This is a genomic window from Luteibacter sp. 3190 (assembly GCF_031456385.1).
Taxonomy (GTDB): domain Bacteria; phylum Pseudomonadota; class Gammaproteobacteria; order Xanthomonadales; family Rhodanobacteraceae; genus Luteibacter.
The window spans coordinates 197,122-218,312 of the sequence record NZ_JAVDUO010000002.1 but is presented as its reverse complement, the minus strand read 5'-3'; the positions used below and the strand labels follow the sequence as shown (position 1 = coordinate 218,312).

Genomic DNA, 21,191 nt, shown 5'->3' with positions numbered 1-21,191 from the left:
TATCGACAATATCTCGCAAATCTGTAAGAGGAACGAGTGATGGTGCACATCTTGCCGTCGAAAGCCCTGTACCGGGGCCGCCGGCTCATCGGCCTGGCCGCCCTGGCCATGGCTATCGCCACCCTCGCTGGCTGTGCCAGCGCGCCCCCGCCCGACGGCGCCATGAACCAGGCGCTCGCCCAGTTGCAGGCGGCGCGCGATGCCGGTGCCGCCGATTATGCGCCGGTCGACCTCGACTACGCGCAGTCCAAGTTCCGCCAGGCCCAGGCGGCCATGGCCAGCCGCAAGTACGACGACGCGGCCCTGCTGGCCGACGAATCGCGTGCCGACAGCGAACTGGCGCGCGCCAAGGCCCGCCTGGGCGCCGCCCGCGCCCAGAATTCGGCCAAGAGCCAGGAAAACTCGCGGATGCGCGTCGAGATGATCGACAACCACGCGAACGACACGGTGCCCATCCCGAACAACGTGCAGGAGACCGAGACGGTCCTGCCGGAAGCCACGGACACCACCCCGCCGCCGATCGGCGGCCAGACCGAACCCCTTAAGGACGGAGGCCAGTGATGAAGCGCCACACCATCCTCTTCTCCGCGCTCGTTCTTGCCGTTTCCGCGGGCGGCGCCCTGGCGGCCACCGACGACCTCGACGTCCGCCGGCTGAATTCCAGCCTCGACCAGCTCTCGTCCGATCCGACGCTGGGCGGTTACGCCCAGGGCGAGCAGGCCCGGGCCCGCGAAGCCATCAACCAGCTGGGCCAGTTCAAGCCCAAGGACAAGCTGCACGGCCATTACCTCTACATCGCCGAGCGCCGCGTGGACACCGCCAAGGCCGTCGCGCAGTTCCAGGACGCCCAGGCCAAGAGCGCCCAGCTCGACCGCGAGCACGACGCCATCCTGCTGGAATCCAGCCGCCTCGACGCCGAGATGGCCCGCCGCCAGCTGGAACAGCAGCGCATGCAGAACCAGATGATCCAGGAAGAGGCCGCGCGCCTGCAGCAGCAGGGCGTGGAGTATTCCCAGGCGCTGGAGCAGGCCAAGGCCGAGGGTGACAAGGCTCGCCAGGTCGCCGCGGCTCAGGCCAAGGTCGCCAACGCGGCCAAGAAGCAGGCCGCCCTGGCCGAAGCCGCCGCGCGCGCCATGCGCGACCTGAACTCCTCCGACGGCGGCGCGCCGGCCAGCAGCCCGGCCACGACCACCCCGAAGAAGTCGAAGAAGTCCGGCGGCAACTGAGCCAAGGAACCGCCGTAGGAGCGCACCTGGGCGCGATCGGGGCTTGAGGTATGCCCATCGCGCCCAGGTGCGCTCCTACGAGCCAGGCCCGGAACCTGCCACGCAAGTCGTTGCGTCAGCAACCATTTTTTCGTGCGGCGTTTCAGAAAAATCGCCCTTGCACGCCTCCGGCAGCCGGAGTAGCTTCGGTAGCCCGTCACGGAAAAACCACGTGGCGGCCCTGCCGGAGCATGCGTACGTTCACCCAGGCACATCGCATCGCCAGATCCGCTTCTTCCGATGCGAAGGAAGTGCCCGCATGGCTCCCCTCACGACCGTCCCGCAGCCGGGGCGGCCCCACCGCGAGGAGTTTTGCTATGTTCGAAAACCAGCAGCGCGACGACGTCGAGAAGTTCATCCACGCCAACGCGGAAACGCGTCGCCTCTTCTACCGCCACCAGGAACTCGATACCAAGCTGCACGACGCCAACATCGGCTGTCTGCCCATCGACGATGCGAGTCTGGCCGGCCTCAAGAGAGAAAAGCTGCAGGCGAAGGAGAGGCTCCAACGAATGTGGGACACCTGGCAGAAATCCCCGCACTGAACTCGCCTGAGGGTTTGGCGGCAAGGAAAACGGGCACGGGAACGTGCCCGTTTTTTTGTGGTCGACCATACGCCCTTTCGGCTCGGCCGATCAGCCGGGCATCGGTTCAGCGCCGCAGCCATTATCATGTCGGCCCAACAGGTGGCGGTCGAAGGGGCCGCGCCGGATCAATCACGGAGTTCCAATGAGTGTTCATGACAGCGTCCTCGACCTGATCGGTCGCACCCCGATGGTGCGTGCCCAGCACCTGGATACGGGTCGTTGCGAACTGTTCCTCAAGCTCGAGAGCGCCAACCCGGGCGGTTCCGTGAAGGACCGCATCGGCATGTCGATGATCGAAGGCGCCGAGCGCGCCGGGAAGATCAAGCCGGGCGACACCCTCGTCGAGGGCACCGCCGGCAACACGGGCCTCGGCCTGGCGCTGGTCGCCCAGCAGAAGGGCTATCGCCTCGTGCTCGTCGTGCCCGACAAGATGAGCCGCGAGAAGATCTTCAACCTCAAGGCGATGGGCGCCGAGGTGGTGCTCACGCGTTCGGACGTCGCCAAGGGCCATCCCGAGTACTACCAGGACATGGCCGAGCGCATCGCGCGCGAAACGCCCGGGGCGTATTTCATCAACCAGTTCGGCAACCCGGACAACCCCGCCGCGCACGTTCAGACCACGGGCCCGGAGATCCTCGAGCAGCTGGACGGCAAGGTCGACGCCATCGTCGTCGGTTGCGGCTCGTCGGGCACGATGAGCGGCCTCACGGCCTATCTGCGGGAGCATTCGCCCAACACGGAGATCGTGCTGGCCGATCCGGTCGGTTCGATCCTCGCGCAGTACATCAACGAGGGCACGCTCTCGGAGAAGTCGGGCAGCTGGATGGTGGAAGGCATCGGCGAGGACTTCCTGCCGTCGATCAGCGATTTCTCGATGGTGAAGAAGGCCTTCGCCATCAGCGACAAGGAAAGCTTCCTGGCCGCGCGCGAGCTGCTGGCGAAGGAGGGTGTGCTGGGTGGCTCGTCGACCGGCACGCTGCTGGCTGCCGCGCTGAAATACTGCCGCGAGCAGACGACGCCCAAGCGCGTCGTGACGCTGGTGTGCGACACCGGCAACAAGTACCTGTCGAAGATGTACAACGACTACTGGATGCTCGACAACGGCTTCATCGAGCGCGAGCAGTACGGCGATCTGCGCGACCTGATCCTGCGCCCGTACGCGAAGCGCGACACGGTCGTGGTCAAACCGGACGATCTCCTCGTCACCGCGTACAACCGCATGAAGCTGTACGACGTCTCGCAGCTGCCGGTGATGGAGGGCGACCGCATCGTCGGCATCCTCGACGAATCCGACGTGCTGCTGCACGTGCACGCCGATGAAACCAAGTTCCGCGACCCGGTGTCGACGGCGATGATCGCCTCGCCGGAAATGATCCAGGTGACGTCCTCGATCGAGTCGCTGATGTCCGTCTTCGAGAAGGGCCACGTCGCCATCGTGGTCGACGGCGAGCAGTTCCTCGGCCTCATCACCCGCATCGACCTGCTCAATTACCTGCGTCGCAAAGTCAACTAAGCAACAGGGGAAGCACCATGTGTGGAATCGTGGCCGCCGTCGCGCAGCGTGACATCGCTCCCATCCTCATCGCGGGCCTGAAAGCCCTCGAATACCGCGGTTACGATTCCGCGGGCATGGCCATCGCCGACGCCGGCGAGATCCGCCGCGTCCGGGCGAAGGGCAAGGTCCGCGAGATGGAAGCGCTCTACGATGCCGATCCGGTACCGGGCGGCACGGGCATCGCGCACACGCGCTGGGCGACGCACGGCGTGCCCAGCGAGAAGAACGCGCACCCGCACGTGCAGGGCCGCATCGCCATCGTGCACAACGGCATCATCGAGAACTACGCCTCGTTGCGCGAATCGCTCCGGGCCAAGGGACGCGAGTTCCATTCCGAGACGGACACCGAAGTGATGGGCGCCGTCATCGACGAGCATGTGCAGTCCGGCAAGGGCCTGCGTGAAGCGGTGACCGCCGCGGTGCGCGAACTGGAGGGTGCGTACGCCATCGCCGTGATGAGCCTCGACGAGCCCGAGCGGATCGTCGGCGCGCGCCGCGGCTGTCCGCTGCTGGTGGGTATCGGCATTGGCGAGCATTTCCTCGGCTCCGACGCGCAGGCGCTCATCAAGGTGACGAACCGGATGATGTACCTGGAGGAAGACGACGTCGTCGAGATCACCCGCGACAGCGTCTCCGTGTACGGCCTCGATGGCCGGCCTGTGGACCGCACCGCCCACGAGAGCGAGATCAGCGCGGACTCGGTCGAGCGCGGCGAGTACCGCCACTACATGCAGAAGGAAATCTTCGAACAGCCGCGCGCCGTGGCCGATACGCTCGAAGGCCGCATCGGCCCGCACGGCGTGCTGCCGAACATCTTCGGCATCGATGCCGACCCGATCCTCGACAAGACCCGCGGCATCCACATCGTCGCGTGCGGCACCAGCTACCACGCGGGCATGGTCGCCAAGTACTGGATCGAGCAGCTCGCGCGCATCCCGGTGGTGGTGGAAGTCGCCAGCGAGTACCGCTACCGCGACGTCGTGGTGCCGGAAGACACGCTGTTCGTCGCCGTGTCGCAGTCGGGCGAAACGGCCGACACGCTCGCCGCCATGCGCGAATCGCGCCGGCGTGGCTACCTCGCGACGTTCGCCATCTGCAACGTGCCCGAATCCTCGGTGGTGCGCGAATCCGACCTGCGCCTGATGACGCGCGCCGGCCCGGAAATCGGCGTGGCGTCGACGAAGGCGTTCACGACGCAGCTGGCCGCGTTCGCGCTGCTGGCCCTCGACCTCGGCCGCCGCCGCGGCCTCGACGAGGCGCGTTACCTGGAGCACTGCAAGGAGCTCCAGTCGCTGCCGCGCTACATCGAGAACGCGCTGAAGAGCGAGCCGGAGATCCTGACGATCGCCGATCATTTCATCACCAAGCAGCACGCGCTGTTCCTCGGCCGCGGCGCCCAGTTCCCCGTGGCGCTGGAAGGCTCGCTGAAGCTCAAGGAGATCTCGTACATCCACGCCGAGGCCTACCCGGCAGGCGAGCTCAAGCACGGCCCGCTGGCGCTGGTGGACGAGAACATGCCCATCGTCGCGGTGGCTCCGAACGGCCCGCTGCTCGACAAGCTGAAATCGAACCTGCAGGAAGTGCGCGCACGCGGCGGTGAGCTGATCGTGTTCGCCGACGAGCGCGTGGACATGGATGCCGATACCGGCACCCTGGCGACGGTCCTGGTGGACGGCGGCGGCGACCTCATCGCGCCGGCCGTGTTCACCGTGCCGATGCAGCTGCTTGCGTACCACGTGGCGGTGTTGCGCGGGACGGATGTGGATCAGCCGCGGAATCTTGCGAAGTCGGTGACGGTGGAGTGAGGTTCGTGTGCCTTTCGTCGGTCGGCCGCGTCGTCGGTGCTACACGGCGATAGGGCCGGGCGTCGCTCATAAGGCGTTTGCCCGGCGCGTGTTGAGCCCCGGGAGCTCGTGTCGGACAATGGAACCCGGTCACACTCCGGGTACATCCCAATGAAGTGCTTCAAAGCCTACGATATTCGAGGCCGCGTTCCCGACGAACTGGACGAAAACGTCGCCTACCGCCTGGGAAGGGCTTTCGCGCGTACGGTGGACGAAGGTGCCGTGGCCGTCGGCTATGACATCAGGCTGGACAGCCCCGCCTTTGCTGCCGCTGTTGTTCGAGGTCTCAACGACGAAGGGCGCGATGCGGTCGACATCGGACTTTGCGGCACCGAAGAAATCTATTTTCAAACGTTTCACCGCGGCCTTGCAGGCGGCATCATGGTGACCGCGAGCCACAATCCGATCGACTACAACGGGATGAAGCTGGTCCGCGAAGGCGCGCGGCCCATCAGCGGCGACACCGGCCTGCGCGAAATTGAGCGAATGGTCGAAGACGACGCCTTCGGCGAACCGGTCGCCTCACGCGGCCGCGTCGTGCACGATCACGACAAGTCGGCCTACATCCAGCACTTGCTGGGTTACGTCGACGTCGCCACGCTGCGGCCGCTGAAGATCGTGGTGAACGCGGGTAACGGTGGAGCCGGAGCGGTGGTCGACCTGCTCGCGCCCCATCTCCCATTCGAGTTCATACGGATCAACCACGAACCCGACGGCACGTTCCCGAACGGGATCCCCAACCCGCTCCTGCCGGAGAACCGCGATGCGACCGCCGATGCCGTGCGCCGGCATGGCGCGGACTTCGGTATCGCATGGGATGGCGATTTCGATCGCTGCTTCCTTTTCGATGCCGCGGGCGAGTTCATCGAGGGCTATTACATCGTTGGACTGCTTGCGGCGCAGCTGCTCGAAAAACATCCCGGGGCGAAAATCATCCACGACCCGCGCCTGACCTGGAACACGATCGACATGGTCGAGGCGGCAGGCGGTGTGCCGATTGAAAGCAAGACCGGTCATGCGTTCATCAAGGAGCGCATGCGCGCCGAGGACGCCATCTATGGCGGCGAGATGAGCGCTCACCACTATTTCCGCGAGTTCGCGTATTGCGATTCCGGCATGATCCCGTGGCTTCTAGTCGCCGAACGCATCGCGAAAACGGATGTCGATCTCGCGGCGATGCTTGCAGAACGCATGGCAGCATATCCGTGTAGCGGCGAGATCAACTTTGTGGTCAGCAACGCGGCTGCGGCAGTCGAACGCGTCCTACACTTTTATGCTGACGACGCGCCGCAGCTCGAATGGGTTGACGGTGTAAGCGCCGACTTTGGCAACTGGCGTTTTAATCTGCGTTCGTCAAACACTGAGCCTCTGTTACGCCTAAACGTCGAAACACGCGGCGATCGAACGCTCATGTCGCGCCGGACGGCAGAGATCAAAGCGAACATCCAACAGAGCTAGTGCGATGGAACCTCTGCAGGGATATCTAGAAATCGTGGTGCTTCCCGAGATCACGCCAATTCTGGATACGCTCGCAATAGACGAACATCCGTTCATCGGCCTCATTCTCGACAGGGTTCGATCGTCCGGCGCCTTGCATCAAGCTGCCCTTCACGGTCCAGCCGCAGCGCGCGAGTAGGGTCTGGAGACCCATCGGCGAGAGAATCCAGTAGTTGGTGGGATCGTTATTGGCTTCGCGGCACCGAAGAAAATAAGCGACTGAGTGCTTCTCTATGTTGGTTCCGTCGGGAAGATACCGAAACACGCGGGTGGAGAGGGCGAGACGTTCAGCATGCATCGCCAACGTCAAAAGTAGGTTCATCGGGTTTCGCAGGTGATAAAGTAAACCGAGCGCGAATGCCATGTCGTACTGACGATCGAGCGTGAACGCGTGGTCGATATCCCTGACAAGCAGCTTAGACCTGCTTCCTGTCAGTTCTGCGAAAGTTGATATGCCTCGGCAGTCGTTGAAATTGGTCGACGGGTTATCAAGCATGTCGACGTGACATCCGAGGGTTTCGAAAAAGAACCCTACGTCTCCGTCACCAGCACCGATATCGAGCACGTTCCAATCGAGGTCCGCACTAGCAAATCTGTTGATCAGCTCGGCGGGCATGTATTCAGACATCAGATCGACATTGTGCAATGAGTCGTACGGATACCAGTCCATGGCCCGTTTCGATTTGAGGGCGGCGATATGGTTGCGGAACTCGTTACAACGCTCCTGAAGCATGTTGCTTTGCAGCACTGTAGTACTCCGTCGTCGCAGAAAGTTGCGTTGTAGCACCCTTTTATGCGAGACGGAATATCACCTCTGAACCGCGCATCGCGGCGAGACTCATCCTGAGGTGCCAGCTCGACCGTATACATCGTCGAAGCGCACGATGTCATCCTCGCCGAGGTAACTTCCGGACTGTACCTCGATCAATTCGACGGGCACCTTTCCTGGATTCCGCAGACGGTGCTTGCTACCTAGTGGCAAGTAAGTGCTTTGGTTCTCAGCAAGTAGAAACACCTTGTCATCACAAGTGACCTCGGCGACGCCCTTGACGACGATCCAGTGTTCGGCACGATGATGGTGCATCTGCAAGCTGAGTGCGGCACCTGGTTTCACGACGATTCGCTTGACCTGGAATCGGTCCCCGCTTTCCAGCGAGTCGTAGCTACCCCACGGCCGACGTACAACGCGATGCAGATCGTGCTCCGTTCGGCCCGCTGCTTTCAGTTCTTCGACGATTCGCTTGACGTCCTGAGACCGGTCGCGGCGAGCGACGAGGGTTGCGTCTGGCGTCGTGACTACTACTACGTCGTCGAGCCCCACGGTGGCAACAAGATGGCGGGCGTGCGAGTGGATCAACGAGCCGGTCGTATCGAGGGTGATGACGTCGCCCTCGGCGTGGTTTCCGTTCGCATCTTTTTCGGTGGCAAGCCAGAGGGCGTCCCACGAGCCGATGTCGCTCCAGCCGCATGACACGGGAACGACGGCGGCGCGTGACGTCTTCTCCATCACCGCGTAATCGATCGAATCGCTCGGGGATGCGCCGAATGCTTCGGCGTCGAGACGCACAAAGTCAAGGTCGACATTGGCCTTCATGTAAGACGTGCGCGCCGCCTCGAGCATTGCCGGTGCATGCTGCGAAAGTTCTTCAAGGTACGTTGCGGCACGAAACAGGAACATGCCGGAGTTCCAATCATACTGACCACTCTCGACATAACGCTCTGCAACATCGAATGCGGGCTTCTCAACAAACTGGCTTACCCTGAAAACATCTGCGTTCAGTGCCTCACCACGTTGTATGTACCCGAAACCAGTTTCGGGGCGGTCGGGGCGGACGCCGAAGGTTACCAGCCACCCCTGGTCGGCTAGCGGTCGAGCTTTCGCAACTGCTTCGTTGAATGAGCGATCGTCGCCAATAAGGTGATCGGCGGGTAGCACAAGGATGAGTGCATCTGCCGACTTCTCCAGTGCACGGAACGCTCCCACCGCAATGGCTGGCGCGGTGTTGCGCGCGACGGGTTCGAGCAGGATGCTGGCATCGTTGGCGTTCAACTCCTGCAACTGTTCGGCCGCCAGAAAGCGGTGATCGTCGCTTGCCACGACGATTGGCGCGCCGGTGTCGGGAAGCGACGTTGTTCGCCTGACTGTCTGCTGGAAAAGAGTGTCCGAGCCGGTGAGCGAAAGGAACTGCTTGGGCAGGTTCCGGCGGGAAATAGGCCAGAGGCGCGTGCCACTGCCGCCGCTGAGAATGAGAGGAATGAGCATGGGCGTTATTCCGGTTCGGATATGGCTGTCAGGACGTGCTCTATGCCGTCTTGCCACTGGGGAAAACTGATATTGAAACGGGATGCGAGCCGCGACGTATCCAAGACGGAATAAGCGGGGCGCCGGGCCGGCGTGGGGAATTCCGCGGTCGAAATGGGCGTGATCCTCGGCGCGTTTTCGATAAGGCCCCGCTCAGCCGCTTGCATCAACACCGCTTCCGCGAAGCCATGCCACGTAGTGTCGCCTGACGCCGTCAGGTGATAGGTGCCTTGCAGGTTGTTCTTTTCCACGGCGTCCACAGCGTGCCACTGACGAAGCGCTGCCACCGTCGCTTCGACGATCAACCCGGTGTCGGTAGGCGTGCCACGTTGATCGGATACAACCCTTATCTCGTCACGTTCCCTACCCAAGCGCAGCATCGTTCGCAGAAAGTTCTGCCCCACGGCGGAATAGACCCAAGCGGTGCGGAAGATGAGGTGCGCGGCGCCGCTTGCTCGCAATGCTTGCTCGCCGGCAAGTTTGCTGCGTCCATACGCTCCGGTTGGCCCAGTTGGCGCGTCTTCGTTGTACGGAGCCGTAGCTCTTCCATCGAATACATAATCAGTAGAGTAATGGACGACGAGGGATTTATGGCTCACCGCCCACTGTCCGATGACAGAGAGGGCGTAGCCATTGATGCGCGTGGCCAGGTCTTCTTCATGTTCGGCCCTGTCCACGGCAGTATATGCAGCAGCATTGATGATGACGCGCGGACGCTCCGCGTCGAGGAGGGCGATCAGGGCCTCCGGGTCGGCGAGATCAGCGGCGAGCGCAGCGCCGCCATCGTGCAAAGTGCCGTCACGACTGGCGGCCTTCAGGTCGCCCAAGCGCTGAAACCCTTCGTGGCCGAGGAAGGCCTGACCGAGTTGCCCTTTTGCTCCAAGCAAGAGGATGGTCACGGCAAGTATTCCGGGAGTCGCTCAAGGGGAAGTTCTGCCAGCGAAGGAGCCCTTGCATCCTTATCGGACAGCACTGGCGAGCTGATGGGCCAATCGATTCCTATCTCGGGGTCGTCCCAGCGGATCCCGCCATCAGCCGTAGGTGAATACAGGTCGGTGCACTGGTAGCTGAAAGTTGCGTAGTCCGACACGACGCAGAAGCCGTGGGCAAAGCCCTCCGGAATCCAGAAGTGCCGATGGTTGTCCGCCGTCAACATGGCGGCTGCCCACTTGCCGAACGTGGGGGAGCCCCGGCGGATATCGACGGCAACATCGTACACCTCGCCTTCGAGGACGCTTACAAGCTTGCCTTGCGGATGCGGCCATTGGTAATGCAGCCCACGCAAGACGCCACGGGAAGACCGAGACACGTTCGATTGCACGAAGCGTCGTTCGATGCCGGCATCGCGAAACGTCTTCTCATTGTAGCTTTCGTAGAAAAAACCGCGAGAGTCGCCGAAAACGCGCGGCTCGAGCACGAGAACGCCCGGCAAGGATGTTTCGATTGCCTTCATTTCACCAGGCCGTGTGTAACAAGGTTCTGCAAGTATTCGCCATAACCGGTTTTGGCAAGTGGCTTGGCGAGCGCCAGCACCTGCTCAGCATCGATCCACCGGTTGTTGAACGCGACCTCCTCCGGACAACAAACCTTGAGCCCCTGGCGATTCTCGATAGTTTCGATGAAGTTGCCGGCCTCCATCAACGATGCATGGGTTCCAGTGTCGAGCCACGCATATCCGCGACCCAGTTGCTCAAGCATGAGCGATCCATCGTCGAGGTAGCACCGATTCAGATCGGTGATCTCGAGTTCGCCACGAGGCGATGGCCGGAGGTCGGCGGCAAAGTCGCACGCGCGGCCGTCATAGAAATACAGGCCGGTCACTGCGTAGTTTGACTTTGGCTGGGCCGGCTTCTCCTCAAGCCCGATCACTCTACCCTCTACATCGAACTCTGCTACACCGTATCGCTCGGGGTCGCGCACCCAGTAGCCGAAGACCGTGGCCCCGGAGGGGCGACTGGACGCTCGCTTCAGCCGTTCGGTCAGTCCAACGCCGTAGAAGATGTTGTCGCCGAGCACCAGGCAACTCGGTTGCCCGTCGATGAACTCCCTTCCAATGAGGAACGCCTGAGCCAAACCATCGGGAGAAGGTTGCACGGCGTAGCTGATGTTAATGCCCCACTGAGATCCATCGCCCAGCAGCCGTTGAAACAGAGCCTGCTCGTGCGGCGTGTTGATGATCAACACGTCCCGGATGCCGGCCAGCATCAGTGTGGCAAGCGGATAATAGATCATCGGCTTGTCGTAGACCGGTAGCAACTGCTTACTGACAGCCTGAGTGATCGGATACAGCCGTGTGCCGGACCCGCCAGCGAGGATGATGCCTTTCGTCGTCATGCGCCCAGCCGCTCCATGCGGTAGCTACCGTCGAGGATCGAGCCGACCCAGGGCTGGTTGGAGAGGTACCAGTCGACGGTTGTCTCGATGCCAGATTCGAAGGTCTGCGTGGGTGACCAGCCGAGTTCATTCTGCAGCTTGCTTGCGTCAATAGCGTAGCGTCGGTCGTGCCCGGGCCGGTCGCGCACATAGGTGATCAGCGACTCACGTGGCGCCCCTGAAACGAGCGGCTCGCGCCTGTCGAGAATCTGGCAGATCGTGCGAACCACGTGGATGTTCTCTTGCTCTGCGTTACCACCGATGTTATAGGTCTCGCCGAGTCGACCGGCCTCTAGCACGCGCCGGATCGCTGCGCAATGGTCGCCTACGAAAAGCCAGTCGCGCACATTCTTTCCGTCGCCGTATACCGGAAGGGGCTCGCCTTTGAGGGCCTTCTGAATGGTCAGCGGGATGAGCTTTTCTGGAAACTGGAACGGCCCGTAATTGTTCGAACAGTTCGTCGTGAGGACCGGAAGTCCATAAGTGTGGTGGAAAGCTCGGACCAAGTGGTCGGACGCAGCCTTGCTTGCCGAATAAGGCGAATTCGGTGCGTAGGGAGTGGCTTCGGTAAACTTACCCTCTGCCCCTAGCGAGCCGTACACCTCGTCGGTGGAAACGTGCAGAAACTTGAACGCATCCCGCGCCGTACCCTCGAGACCGCGCCAGAAGTCGCGAGCCTCCTCTAGGAGTGCGAGTGTACCGACGACGTTAGTTTCAACGAAGGCTGCCGGGCCATCGATCGAGCGGTCGACATGCGACTCGGCGGCGAAATTGATGATCGCTTCCGGTTTGTGCCGGGCGAGCAGTTCGCCAACGAGGGTTCGGTCGCCGATGTCTCCGTGCACGAAAACGTGGTTTGGATCGCTCTCGACAGATGCCAGGGTCCCCAGGTTGCCGGCATAGGTGAGCTTGTCGAGATTGACGACACGGATGCCGTCGGCAATAGCCTGAAGCACGAAATTGGCGCCAATGAAGCCGGCACCGCCTGTCACTAACAGTGTTCTCATCAAAATTTCGTCCTTCATGTTCATTCCCAGGGAGGTCACGCCGCCGGAAAACACCCGTATTCACGGCGTATACGAGCCGGGACAGGTACCGTCCAGGCGGGTACCCGCAGCGCTTGGAGCGGCAAGTGTAATATGTACCGCCGTTTGCGAGCGATTGCCGTTGAACGGCTCATGAATCCTTGGGACTAATGCAAGTGAAAAGAAAGACTTACACAAAGAATGCCTCCAAGGGCCACGGCCTAGGAACGCTTGCCATCCATGCCGGCCAGTCGCCAGATCCCTCGACTGGCGCGATCATGACGCCGATCTACGCCACGTCCACGTATGTGCAGGAAAGTCCCGGTAAGCACTCGGGATTCGAGTACTCGCGAACTCAGAACCCGACGCGTATGGCGTACGAGGCCTGCGTAGCCGCACTTGAGGGTGGCACGCGGGGCTTCGCATTCGCTTCGGGGCTAGCTGCTGCATCTACCGTCTTGGAGCTATTGGACGCAGGCAGTCATGTCATCGCCATGAATGACCTGTATGGCGGCACTTATCGGTTGTTTGAACGCGTCCGACGCCGGACCGCTGCCCTTGAGTTCGACTTCATCGACCTCAACGACCCCGTCGCTCTGAAAGGCGCGCTGAAGCCGAACACCCGAATGCTCTGGGTGGAAACACCGACCAATCCGATGTTGCAACTGGTCGATCTCGCGAAGGTTGCCGCTTTTGCGAAGAAACACGGCCTCATCTTGGTAGTAGACAATACATTCTGCTCTCCAATGTTGCAGCGTCCCATCGAGTTCGGCGCGGACCTTGTGCTGCACTCCGCAACAAAGTATTTGAACGGACATTCCGACATTGTCGGCGGCATCGTCGTTGCCGCTAATGCAGAACTTGCTGATCAGATGGCGTTCCTGCAGAACTCCATCGGGGCTGTCGCTGGACCCTTCGACTCCTTCCTCGCAATGCGTGGCCTGAAGACCTTGCATCTCCGGATGCGCCAGCATTGCGAGAGCGCGCTTTCGCTTGCCTCGTGGCTGGAGAAGCATGACGCTGTCGAGCGGGTCATTTATCCGGGGCTGCGCAGCCACCCTCAGCATGCGTTGGCGCGTAGGCAAATGAACGGCTACGGCGGCATCATCTCCGTTGAAGTGAAGGGTGGGAAGGCGCGCGCGCGTCGCGTGCTCGAGCGGTGCGAACTCTTCGCACTTGCCGAGTCCCTCGGTGGTGTCGAGAGCCTCATTGAGCATCCGGGTATCATGACCCATGCATCCATTCCAGCGGCCACCCGAAAACGCCTCGGCATTTCGGACGGGCTGATTCGCCTTTCGGTGGGCGTTGAAGACATCGATGACCTGCGCGGCGAACTCGCGGAAGTGCTGTCTTGAAGGATCGGGTTGCGCAACGTGCGCTTTTTCGCGCGTTGCAATGGTGTCAGGAGTACATGGTGTGAGCGACTCGTATCAACTTGGCAACCCATTGAGTCCGATCGTTGCTTTCGCGCGACATCGAACCTTGGTCGGTCGAATGGCTAAGCGTGAAATCGTGGGCAGGTATCGGGGATCCTTTATCGGGATATTCTGGTCGTTCTTTACACCGCTGTTCATGCTCGCGGTATATACGTTCGTCTTCGGATTTATTTTCAAATCCCGTTGGACGGGGCCAGCGGCAGGTAAATTGGACTTCGCCGTGATTCTGTTTGCAGGGATGAACATGCATGCGTTGTTTGCTGAATGCGCAATCAGGGCACCTACACTGATTATCGAGAACAGTAATTTCGTCAAGAAGGTCATCTTCCCGCTCGAAACGCTGGCATGGACATCAGTTGCTGCTGGACTGTTCCATTTGCTGATCTCGACGGTCGTACTTCTATCGTTTTCGTTGCTGGTTCGGGGATTCTTTCCTTGGACCGTCATCCTTTTCCCTGTAGTGGTGCTTGCATATCTTCCTTTCCTCGCCGGCGTGGTCTGGCTTTCTGCATCCCTTGGCGTCTATCTCCGGGATCTCAAGCAGGCTGTCGGGGTCATCGTGCCCGTACTGATGTTTCTCGCTCCCATCCTTTATCCGTTGGAATCCATTCCAGCCGACCTGCGGTGGCTCCTCTACCTCAACCCATTGACGGTTGTTGTTGAAGCCGCGAGGGATGTACTTATTTGGGGTCGGATGCCGGATTGGGGGCTCTTGGCAGAGTACGCAGTGGCGAGTCTCTTGTTTGCATGGGGCAGTTTCGCCTGGTTCGAGCGCAGTCGATCGGGGTTTGCCGATGTCCTCTGATGATTTCGCGCTTATTGCCGACTCTTTGAGCAAGCGCTATGAGATCTACGAGTCGCCGCGGGACCGTCTGAAGCAGATGATCGTTCCTCGGCTTCGTCGAATGATCGGGCTGGCGCCGAAGACCTACTACCGCGATTTCTGGGCGCTTCGCAGCGTGTCGGTCGATATCCGGCGCGGCGAGACCGTCGGCATTATCGGTGCAAATGGCTCCGGGAAATCGACCTTCCTGCAGTTGGTGTGCGGAACCCTCAGCCCGACGGAAGGGCGCGTAAAAGCGTTCGGCCGGGTCGCGGCATTGCTGGAGCTCGGTGCCGGGTTCAACCCGGAGTTCACCGGAGAGGAAAACGTGTACCTCAGCGGTCTCCTTTATGGGATCCCTGAAGTCACCTTGCGTGAGCGTTTCGAATCCATTGTCGCTTTCTCAGAGATTGGTGAGTTTATCCATCAGCCTGTGAAGACTTATTCGAGTGGCATGTATGTCCGGCTGGCTTTCGCCATCGTCGCGCACGTCGATGCCGATACGCTCATCATCGATGAGGCGCTGAGCGTGGGCGACATTCGCTTCACTCAAAAATGCATGCGCTTCCTCCGTGAGTTCCAGCGCCGCGGGACGCTTTTATTCGTCAGTCATGACTCTGCGGCGATCCTCGGGCTGTGTAGCCGAGCAGTTTGGCTCTCTCATGGCGAAGTGCGGATGGACGGACCGTCCCGCGAGGTCATGGAGCGATATCTGGCCTTCCAGCATGCTGCTGATCGTGACGGAAAGGATGATGGCCCCATGGTGACTCTTTCTCCCGTCGCCGAAGGGTCGGCAGAGGGTAAGAGTCGACCTGCGTCGGATGTCCTGGACGTGAAGGACTTCCGCCTTGAAAAATGGCGGGAAGCCGGGCCGGTAAACGTGATCGAGGTATTCGACTTCGCGGAGCCTGACGGGGCCGCATCGTTTGGTGCCGGCAAGGCCCTTATTACAGAAGTGGGCCTTCGGGACGTCGCTACCGGGAGCAAGGAGCTGTTTGAGGGTGGAGAGCTCGTTGAGCTGACTATCCGCGCTGAGGTGAAGGACTCCTTGGAGAGCCCGATCTTCGGATTCTATGTCAAGGATCGTCTCGGGCAACGGCTGTTCGGAGACAACACCTATGGCGTGCATCGGGATTCGATTGGCCAAGCGGGTCCTGCGAGTATCCTCTCGGCGACTTTTCGCTTCAGGTTTCCGGTGCTTCCAGCGGGCGCATATTCTGTCGACGTAGCCCTTGCGACGGGCACGCAGGACGACCACACCCAGCAGCATTGGATTCACGACGCGATTCATTTCCGCGCAAGCGAGAGCACCATGCGGTCGGGGCTCGTTGGTGTACCTATGCTGTCCATCGATCTAGACAAGTCGGAAGGCTGACTGTGAAATTTACTGGCGAGCGTTACATTCCTTCTGAACAGGGTGAAATTCGACAGGAGCACTTGCACCGATACGCATGGTGCCGTTCTTTGGTCGACGGGAAGGATGTTCTGGATATTGCGAGTGGCGAGGGCTACGGAAGTGCGCTCCTCGCGGAGTTGGCGCGCCAAGTTACCGGCGTGGATATTTCGTTTGACGCTGTCCGCCACGCGTCGGCGACATACGCTGACATTTCCAATCTCTCATTTCTAGAAGGATCGGCCGCGAAGATTCCTGCACAGGACAATTCTTTCGACGTCGTCGTGTCGTTCGAAACTATCGAGCACCACGACCAACATGAGGAAATGATGGCGGAGCTCCGTCGAGTGCTCAGGCCTGATGGTGTCCTGGTCATCTCGTCGCCTAACAAGGCGATCTACTCGGACGAGGCGGGCTACCACAACGAGTTTCATGTCAAGGAGCTCTATTTCGATGAGCTCGACACGCTGATTCGCAGACATTTCGACCGCGTGCGCTACTTCGGCCAGCGTATGACAAGTGGGTCGATGATCGCACCCATAGAGAGGCTTGACGAGCAGGCGGGCCTGCAATCGCTTGTGGACGGGGAGCGAGGCGTCATTTCAGCATCCCCCGTATCATCCCGGCCGGTGTACTACGTTGCCGTTGCCAGCTCTCTGGCCGCGCCAGATGTAGCCGTATCGGCGTCCCTGCTCTCGTCTGAAATCGATGACATCTATGGCCGTCATCAAATCGTCGCTCGTTGGGCGCAGTCGCTTGATGCCGAACATCGAGATCTCGAGCGCACACACCTCGCATTGGTCCACGAGCATGATGAGGTTGCGAATTGGGCCCGCAAGATCGACGAAGAACGGGCCCAACTCGAAGCCGAGCGTGTGGACTTGAACGCGGGCATTCAGACTCTCTCTCAGCAGTGCCAGGCACTGACCGCGTCCAACGAGCAGCTTTTGGCTGAGCGAGACCAGCTGAAGGCTCGTCTCGATTCACAAGGCAAAGTGCTGGAGCGCTTCGCTGAAGAGGCCGCAGAGCAATTCCGTCTGCCTCACAGTCGCTCCGTGTCAATCGAAAATGTCGATAGTTTTGCCAAGGAGCTCGCTGACCTACGGTCTATCTTCGACACTGTCGTTAACTCCCATTCCTGGAAGGTCACTAAGCCTCTGCGTTTCATGATGCGCGTCGTTCGACGGGACTGGCGTGGGGTAATCCAGTCTCTGAGGTCTGCAGGTGTCACGCGCTGGCCCATTCCTGCGCCTCTCCGGGCGCTCGCTCGCCGTTTCCTCATGAAGCGTTCTCTCATGAGGCATGCCGAGCAGGCCCGCTTTGTTCTCGACCTGAAACTTCACTCGGTCGATGATCCGATGGATCTGCTGGAGGGCGTGGCCTTCGCGACACTGGAGGCGCCAGTGGTATCCATCATCATTCCTGCCTATGGTCGTCTCGATTTCACAGCCGCTTGTGTGCGCTCTATTTACGCAAACCTTCCGGCAATTTCGATTGAAGTCATAGTGGTGGAGGACGCTTCCGGCGATCAGGACATCGCCAGGATTGCATCGGTTCCTGGCCTGCGCTATGTCGATAACCCAACTAATCTTGGGTTTCTTCGGTCGTGCAACAGGGCGGCGGGGATGGCGCGCGGTGATTACATATATTTCCTCAATAACGACACAGAAGTAACCGCCGGTTGGCTCGACGCACTTTTTGAGACGGCAGAGCGCTGGCCCGCTTGCGGGATGGTCGGATCGAAACTCGTTTATCCAGACGGCCGTCAGCAGGAAGCGGGCGGTATCGTGTGGAAAGACGCGAGCGCGTGGAACTACGGCCGGCTCGACGATCCTTCTCTTAGTGTTTACAACTATACGCGCGAAACGGACTACATATCAGGCGCGTCGATCATGCTCAAACGCAGTCTATGGGAGACACTAGGCGGCTTCGATGAGCTCTACCTGCCCGCTTACTTCGAGGATACGGATCTCGCATTCAAGGTCCGGGCTGCCGGCTTGAAAGTCGTGCTCGAGCCTAAATCGGTAGTGGTTCATCACGAGGGCATTTCCCACGGTACGGACACAAGTGCGGGTATCAAGGCGTATCAGGTAGAAAACCAGAAAAAGTTCCGCGAGCGTTGGGCTGAGGTTCTAGAGCGCGAGCACTTCGAGAATGGCGATCGACCCTTTCTGACCCGGGATCGGAGTCAGCTCAAAAAAGTAGTGCTGGTAATCGATCATTATGTTCCCCAGCCCGACCGGGATGCCGGATCCAGGGCCATGTACCAGCTGCTCATGCTCCTTGTGAAGCGCGGCTATTCGGTAAAGCTTTGGCCAGAGAATCTATGGCACGACGTCGCGTACGCCCCACCGCTGCAGGATGCAGGTATCGAGGTGATATATGGTGGGGAATACGTCGGCCGGTTTGACCGATGGATCGCTGACAATGGCGCGTCCATCGATGCCGTGATCTTCAGCAGGCCGACGGTCAGTGTGAACTTTGTCGATTCAGTTATCCGACATAGTAAGGCCGCTCGCCTCTACTACGGCCACGACATTCATCATCTTCGCCTTGCGGAGCAGCTGAAAGTCGCTCCCTCGCAGGAGATCGAGGCCGAGATGAAGCGGCTCAAGGACATCGAGCACACGCTCTGGCAAAAGATGGACGGAATCTACTACCCGTCGAGTATTGAAACCGAGCATGTCCGGAATTGGACCGCGAGCCAGGACATCGCTCCAGCTGTCCGGACCGTACCGCTGTATGCATATGAAAGCGTGAGTCAGGCGGTTTCGGAAAATCTGCCCGATCGGGATGGGATACTATTCGTAGCCGGATTCGCGCATCCGCCCAACGTGGACGCGGCTGTCTGGTTCATCCGCGACGTTCTCCCTTTGATCAGACGGCGCCTGCCGCACGTGAGGGTGACGCTTGCAGGATCGAACCCGTCCCGCAACGTTCTCGAGCTTGCAGGCGATAATGTCGTTGTGACGGGATTTGTCTCTGACGGCCAGCTCGACGAGCTTTATAACAACTCGCGCGTTGCGATAGCTCCGCTCCGTTTCGGCGGAGGCATGAAAGGGAAGGTTCTCGAGTCGATGCGCCACGGCCTGCCTCTGGTCACGACCACTACCGGCATGCAAGGGCTTGCCGGCGCTTCCGATTTTGTGTTCTCTGCCGATACCGCTGAAGAATTCGCGGCCTGCGTTCTTCGGCTTATTGATGATGACGTGGAATGGAAGCGACGCTCCGCGGGCGCTCAGCGCTTCATCGAAGAGCATTTCTCGCCGCAGGCCGTCTTCGACGCGCTTGCGAACGAGCTTCCTTCGTCCGGGGCGGGCTCGGAAAGTCGATGAACGCTAAAATCTCCTTAGTCCTCGTCCTTGGCCTACTTGCTGCTTGCGGCCGGACGATGTGCGAAATCCCAGCAGAAGGTGCGGGCTCCGGCCCGAATGGACAGATTGAGGCGATACCTCAAAATTTCAGCATTGTTGATTACGGGCCGCGCGCAGCAAAAATAAACGTCGCTTTCAATCAGCAGCCTGACGGATCGTCGGCAATGTGGTTCAAGCTAAACGAGGACGTGCAAGGAACCATGGTCCGCGTGCACATAGGTGCGAGCGTTATCCGCGGAGACATCGCGCGCGATGTCGTGACTATAAAAGTGCCATCTGAAATCCTCACAAAGGAAGGCTCGTTGATCATCTATCTAGAGAAATTCGAGGGCCGGGATATTAGCAGGAGCGATACGGTGAAACTCGAGGTATCCAGGTGATGATCCAATCGCGAGATACATTGCTATTCGGGGTGGGAGCATGGCGCTTCTTGCTCGCAACGCTGGTGGCAGCCTCGCATCTCTGGGTTGGCATGATCCAGGGGTACGCCGCGTATGCGGTTTGGGCGTTCTTCGTGCTCAGCGGATACCTGATGACGTTTGTAGTCAAGCATAAGTACGGGTTCACCCGAGGCGGGCTAAGAGATTTCTGCTACAACCGGATGCTGCGCATCTATCCTGCATATTTTGTGGCCCTCATCTTTGGCGTCATCGTCATAAAATGGCTTGCATACAACTGCGTTGAGGGTCACGAGCTCAATCCGGAACTCTCGATGCCGCACGGTTGGGGGTGGCTCAATCCGCTTACGCTTCTGCCGATCTTTCCGAGGGACGGCCTCCCTGTGGCCGTATCAAACGCACTTTCTGTGGAGATCGGTGCCTATTTCCTTATTCCACTCATGGCGCGGTCGGCATCGAGTGCCTGGATCGCACTCATAGCATCCATAGTGGCCACCTGGAATATTGGACTCAGCACTGCAACGTTTGCCGATCGATATGTCCTTTTTCTTCCGTGCCTCATGACGTTCGCGACAGGCAGTTTGATCTGTCACTACCGCGACACGCTCCTGCGGTTCGCTATGCCGAAGGTGAGCGTGTTCATCTGGATATTTCACGGAGCCCTTTGGATCAAATGGGATTGGATTCCGTGGACGGTTGGCTTGTACTCGTCCATGGTGCTTTCGGCTTGGGTGACCATCTCGCTGACGGCTTTCAAATCGAGCAAGTTTGATGCTCTCTTGGGTGATATGTCCTACCCCGTGTACTTAATCCACACGAGCATCGGTGCACTCTTCCTGATTCAGTTTGGCTACGGTCGATCGTTTACGTTCTTCGCATATGCATTTGCGACTACGATAGCGGCGTCCTGGCTCATGGCAGTACTTCTGGAGCGTCCGCTCCACAAACTGAAGAAACGGGGGCAGGTTCGCGACTCGGACACCGCGCTAGCGTCGCAACAATAGATCCGGTCGGAGGCACCGGCTGCGAGTCCGCATCCGTTGTGTCCTCGGGTCGTTAATCGTGCGAGTTGGACGCGCTTCCCCGCCAACTCGCCGTGAATGCGCGTCCTGCCACGTGGGTTATCGAGCTGGCAATTCGGCGAAGTCGCGATCAGGCGCGGCAGCCATCGGGCGTCAGGTCTTGCCGCATTAGGGTGCGTGCTGACGCAGGAGAACATGAGCGCGCGGAACGTCGACGTCCGACAGAAGGGCAATCCACTGCTGGCGCGCTAGGATCTGCGACGGTGTATCGGACGCCCCGCTGGTCGGTCGGTACCG

18 protein-coding genes are annotated in these 21,191 nt (G+C 60.2%); 12 read left to right on the top strand and 6 right to left on the bottom strand.

Annotation, left to right across the window (positions count from 1 at the left end; translation table 11 throughout):
* Positions 1–39 precede the first annotated feature (39 nt).
* The 6 genes from J2X58_RS10905 to J2X58_RS10880 all read left to right on the top strand — a co-directional run bounded on the left by J2X58_RS10905 (position 40) and on the right by J2X58_RS10880 (position 6,709).
* Entirely contained in the window at positions 40–561 is a 522-nt protein-coding gene (locus tag J2X58_RS10905) for a DUF4398 domain-containing protein (protein ID WP_310048173.1), read from the top strand.
* Positions 561–1,226, top strand: coding sequence for a DUF4398 domain-containing protein (locus J2X58_RS10900; RefSeq protein ID WP_310048171.1), 666 nt, complete (start codon positions 561–563; stop codon positions 1,224–1,226). The genes J2X58_RS10905 and J2X58_RS10900 overlap by 1 nt, the downstream gene beginning before the upstream one ends.
* A 356-nt stretch (positions 1,227–1,582) precedes the next feature.
* The gene (locus J2X58_RS10895; protein WP_090056810.1) at positions 1,583–1,810 is read left to right on the top strand and encodes a YdcH family protein; all 228 of its coding nucleotides are present in this window, start codon (positions 1,583–1,585) and stop codon (positions 1,808–1,810) included.
* A 184-nt stretch (positions 1,811–1,994) separates the two neighbouring features.
* Positions 1,995–3,365, top strand: coding sequence for a pyridoxal-phosphate dependent enzyme (locus J2X58_RS10890; RefSeq protein WP_090056812.1), 1,371 nt, complete (start codon positions 1,995–1,997; stop codon positions 3,363–3,365).
* Between the two features lie 17 nt (positions 3,366–3,382).
* Positions 3,383–5,212, top strand: a complete 1,830-nt coding sequence (glmS, locus tag J2X58_RS10885; RefSeq protein ID WP_310048169.1) for a glutamine--fructose-6-phosphate transaminase (isomerizing) — start codon at positions 3,383–3,385, stop codon at positions 5,210–5,212.
* Between the two features lie 144 nt (positions 5,213–5,356).
* Complete coding sequence (locus J2X58_RS10880; protein WP_310048668.1) at positions 5,357–6,709, top strand: phosphomannomutase; 1,353 nt, start codon at positions 5,357–5,359, stop codon at positions 6,707–6,709.
* Between the two features lie 25 nt (positions 6,710–6,734).
* Here the strand turns inward: J2X58_RS10880 and J2X58_RS10875 are convergent, their stop codons facing one another.
* From J2X58_RS10875 to rfbB, 6 genes are all read right to left on the bottom strand, one after another.
* Positions 6,735–7,496, bottom strand: coding sequence for a class I SAM-dependent methyltransferase (locus J2X58_RS10875; protein WP_310048167.1), 762 nt, complete (start codon positions 7,494–7,496; stop codon positions 6,735–6,737).
* A gap of 90 nt (positions 7,497–7,586) precedes the next feature.
* Positions 7,587–9,011, bottom strand: coding sequence for a mannose-1-phosphate guanylyltransferase/mannose-6-phosphate isomerase (locus tag J2X58_RS10870; RefSeq protein ID WP_310048166.1), 1,425 nt, complete (start codon positions 9,009–9,011; stop codon positions 7,587–7,589).
* Between the two features lie 5 nt (positions 9,012–9,016).
* Complete coding sequence (rfbD, locus tag J2X58_RS10865) at positions 9,017–9,949, bottom strand: dTDP-4-dehydrorhamnose reductase (protein WP_310048165.1); 933 nt, start codon at positions 9,947–9,949, stop codon at positions 9,017–9,019.
* A complete protein-coding gene (gene rfbC, locus J2X58_RS10860) occupies positions 9,946–10,503 on the bottom strand; it encodes a dTDP-4-dehydrorhamnose 3,5-epimerase (RefSeq protein ID WP_310048164.1) in 558 nt (185 codons plus the stop codon). The genes rfbD and rfbC overlap by 4 nt, the downstream gene beginning before the upstream one ends.
* Complete coding sequence (gene rfbA, locus J2X58_RS10855) at positions 10,500–11,384, bottom strand: glucose-1-phosphate thymidylyltransferase RfbA (protein ID WP_310048163.1); 885 nt, start codon at positions 11,382–11,384, stop codon at positions 10,500–10,502. The genes rfbC and rfbA overlap by 4 nt, the downstream gene beginning before the upstream one ends.
* Positions 11,381–12,430 (bottom strand): dTDP-glucose 4,6-dehydratase, encoded by a 1,050-nt coding sequence (rfbB, locus tag J2X58_RS10850; protein WP_310048667.1) that lies wholly within the window; start codon positions 12,428–12,430, stop codon positions 11,381–11,383. Before rfbB ends, rfbA begins: the two co-directional genes overlap by 4 nt.
* Before the next feature lie 188 nt (positions 12,431–12,618).
* Between rfbB and J2X58_RS10845 the strand changes: the two genes are divergently transcribed.
* The 6 genes from J2X58_RS10845 (at position 12,619) to J2X58_RS10820 (ending at position 20,876) form a co-directional block, all read left to right on the top strand.
* Positions 12,619–13,803: a PLP-dependent aspartate aminotransferase family protein gene (locus tag J2X58_RS10845; RefSeq protein WP_310048161.1), complete on the top strand. Its 1,185-nt coding sequence runs from the start codon at positions 12,619–12,621 to the stop codon at positions 13,801–13,803.
* 61 nt (positions 13,804–13,864) lie between these two features.
* Positions 13,865–14,689 (top strand): ABC transporter permease, encoded by an 825-nt coding sequence (locus J2X58_RS10840; RefSeq protein WP_310048160.1) that lies wholly within the window; start codon positions 13,865–13,867, stop codon positions 14,687–14,689.
* Positions 14,679–16,082, top strand: a complete 1,404-nt coding sequence (locus J2X58_RS10835; RefSeq protein ID WP_310048158.1) for an ABC transporter ATP-binding protein — start codon at positions 14,679–14,681, stop codon at positions 16,080–16,082. The genes J2X58_RS10840 and J2X58_RS10835 overlap by 11 nt, the downstream gene beginning before the upstream one ends.
* A gap of 2 nt (positions 16,083–16,084) precedes the next feature.
* On the top strand, positions 16,085–19,435 hold the full coding sequence (locus tag J2X58_RS10830) for a glycosyltransferase (protein ID WP_310048157.1): 3,351 nt from the start codon (positions 16,085–16,087) through the stop codon (positions 19,433–19,435).
* Entirely contained in the window at positions 19,432–19,854 is a 423-nt protein-coding gene (locus tag J2X58_RS10825) for a hypothetical protein (RefSeq protein WP_310048155.1), read from the top strand. Before J2X58_RS10830 ends, J2X58_RS10825 begins: the two co-directional genes overlap by 4 nt.
* Positions 19,854–20,876, top strand: coding sequence for an acyltransferase (locus tag J2X58_RS10820; RefSeq protein WP_310048154.1), 1,023 nt, complete (start codon positions 19,854–19,856; stop codon positions 20,874–20,876). Before J2X58_RS10825 ends, J2X58_RS10820 begins: the two co-directional genes overlap by 1 nt.
* Positions 20,877–21,191: the final 315 nt, after the last annotated feature.

Bases quoted from the DNA above. Each gene is read 5' to 3' on its own strand.
- J2X58_RS10845 (WP_310048161.1), top strand. From the start codon at position 12,619: ATGCAAGTGAAAAGAAAGACTTACACAAAGAATGCCTCCAAGGGCCAC.
- rfbA (WP_310048163.1), bottom strand. From the start codon at position 11,384: ATGACGACGAAAGGCATCATCCTCGCTGGCGGGTCCGGCACACGGCTG.
- J2X58_RS10825 (WP_310048155.1), top strand. From the start codon at position 19,432: ATGAACGCTAAAATCTCCTTAGTCCTCGTCCTTGGCCTACTTGCTGCT.
- J2X58_RS10905 (WP_310048173.1), top strand. From the start codon at position 40: ATGGTGCACATCTTGCCGTCGAAAGCCCTGTACCGGGGCCGCCGGCTC.
- J2X58_RS10895 (WP_090056810.1), top strand. From the start codon at position 1,583: ATGTTCGAAAACCAGCAGCGCGACGACGTCGAGAAGTTCATCCACGCC.
- glmS (WP_310048169.1), top strand. From the start codon at position 3,383: ATGTGTGGAATCGTGGCCGCCGTCGCGCAGCGTGACATCGCTCCCATC.
- rfbB (WP_310048667.1), bottom strand. From the start codon at position 12,430: ATGAGAACACTGTTAGTGACAGGCGGTGCCGGCTTCATTGGCGCCAAT.
- J2X58_RS10820 (WP_310048154.1), top strand. From the start codon at position 19,854: ATGATCCAATCGCGAGATACATTGCTATTCGGGGTGGGAGCATGGCGC.
- J2X58_RS10870 (WP_310048166.1), bottom strand. From the start codon at position 9,011: ATGCTCATTCCTCTCATTCTCAGCGGCGGCAGTGGCACGCGCCTCTGG.
- J2X58_RS10890 (WP_090056812.1), top strand. From the start codon at position 1,995: ATGAGTGTTCATGACAGCGTCCTCGACCTGATCGGTCGCACCCCGATG.
- rfbC (WP_310048164.1), bottom strand. From the start codon at position 10,503: ATGAAGGCAATCGAAACATCCTTGCCGGGCGTTCTCGTGCTCGAGCCG.
- J2X58_RS10835 (WP_310048158.1), top strand. From the start codon at position 14,679: ATGTCCTCTGATGATTTCGCGCTTATTGCCGACTCTTTGAGCAAGCGC.
- J2X58_RS10900 (WP_310048171.1), top strand. From the start codon at position 561: ATGAAGCGCCACACCATCCTCTTCTCCGCGCTCGTTCTTGCCGTTTCC.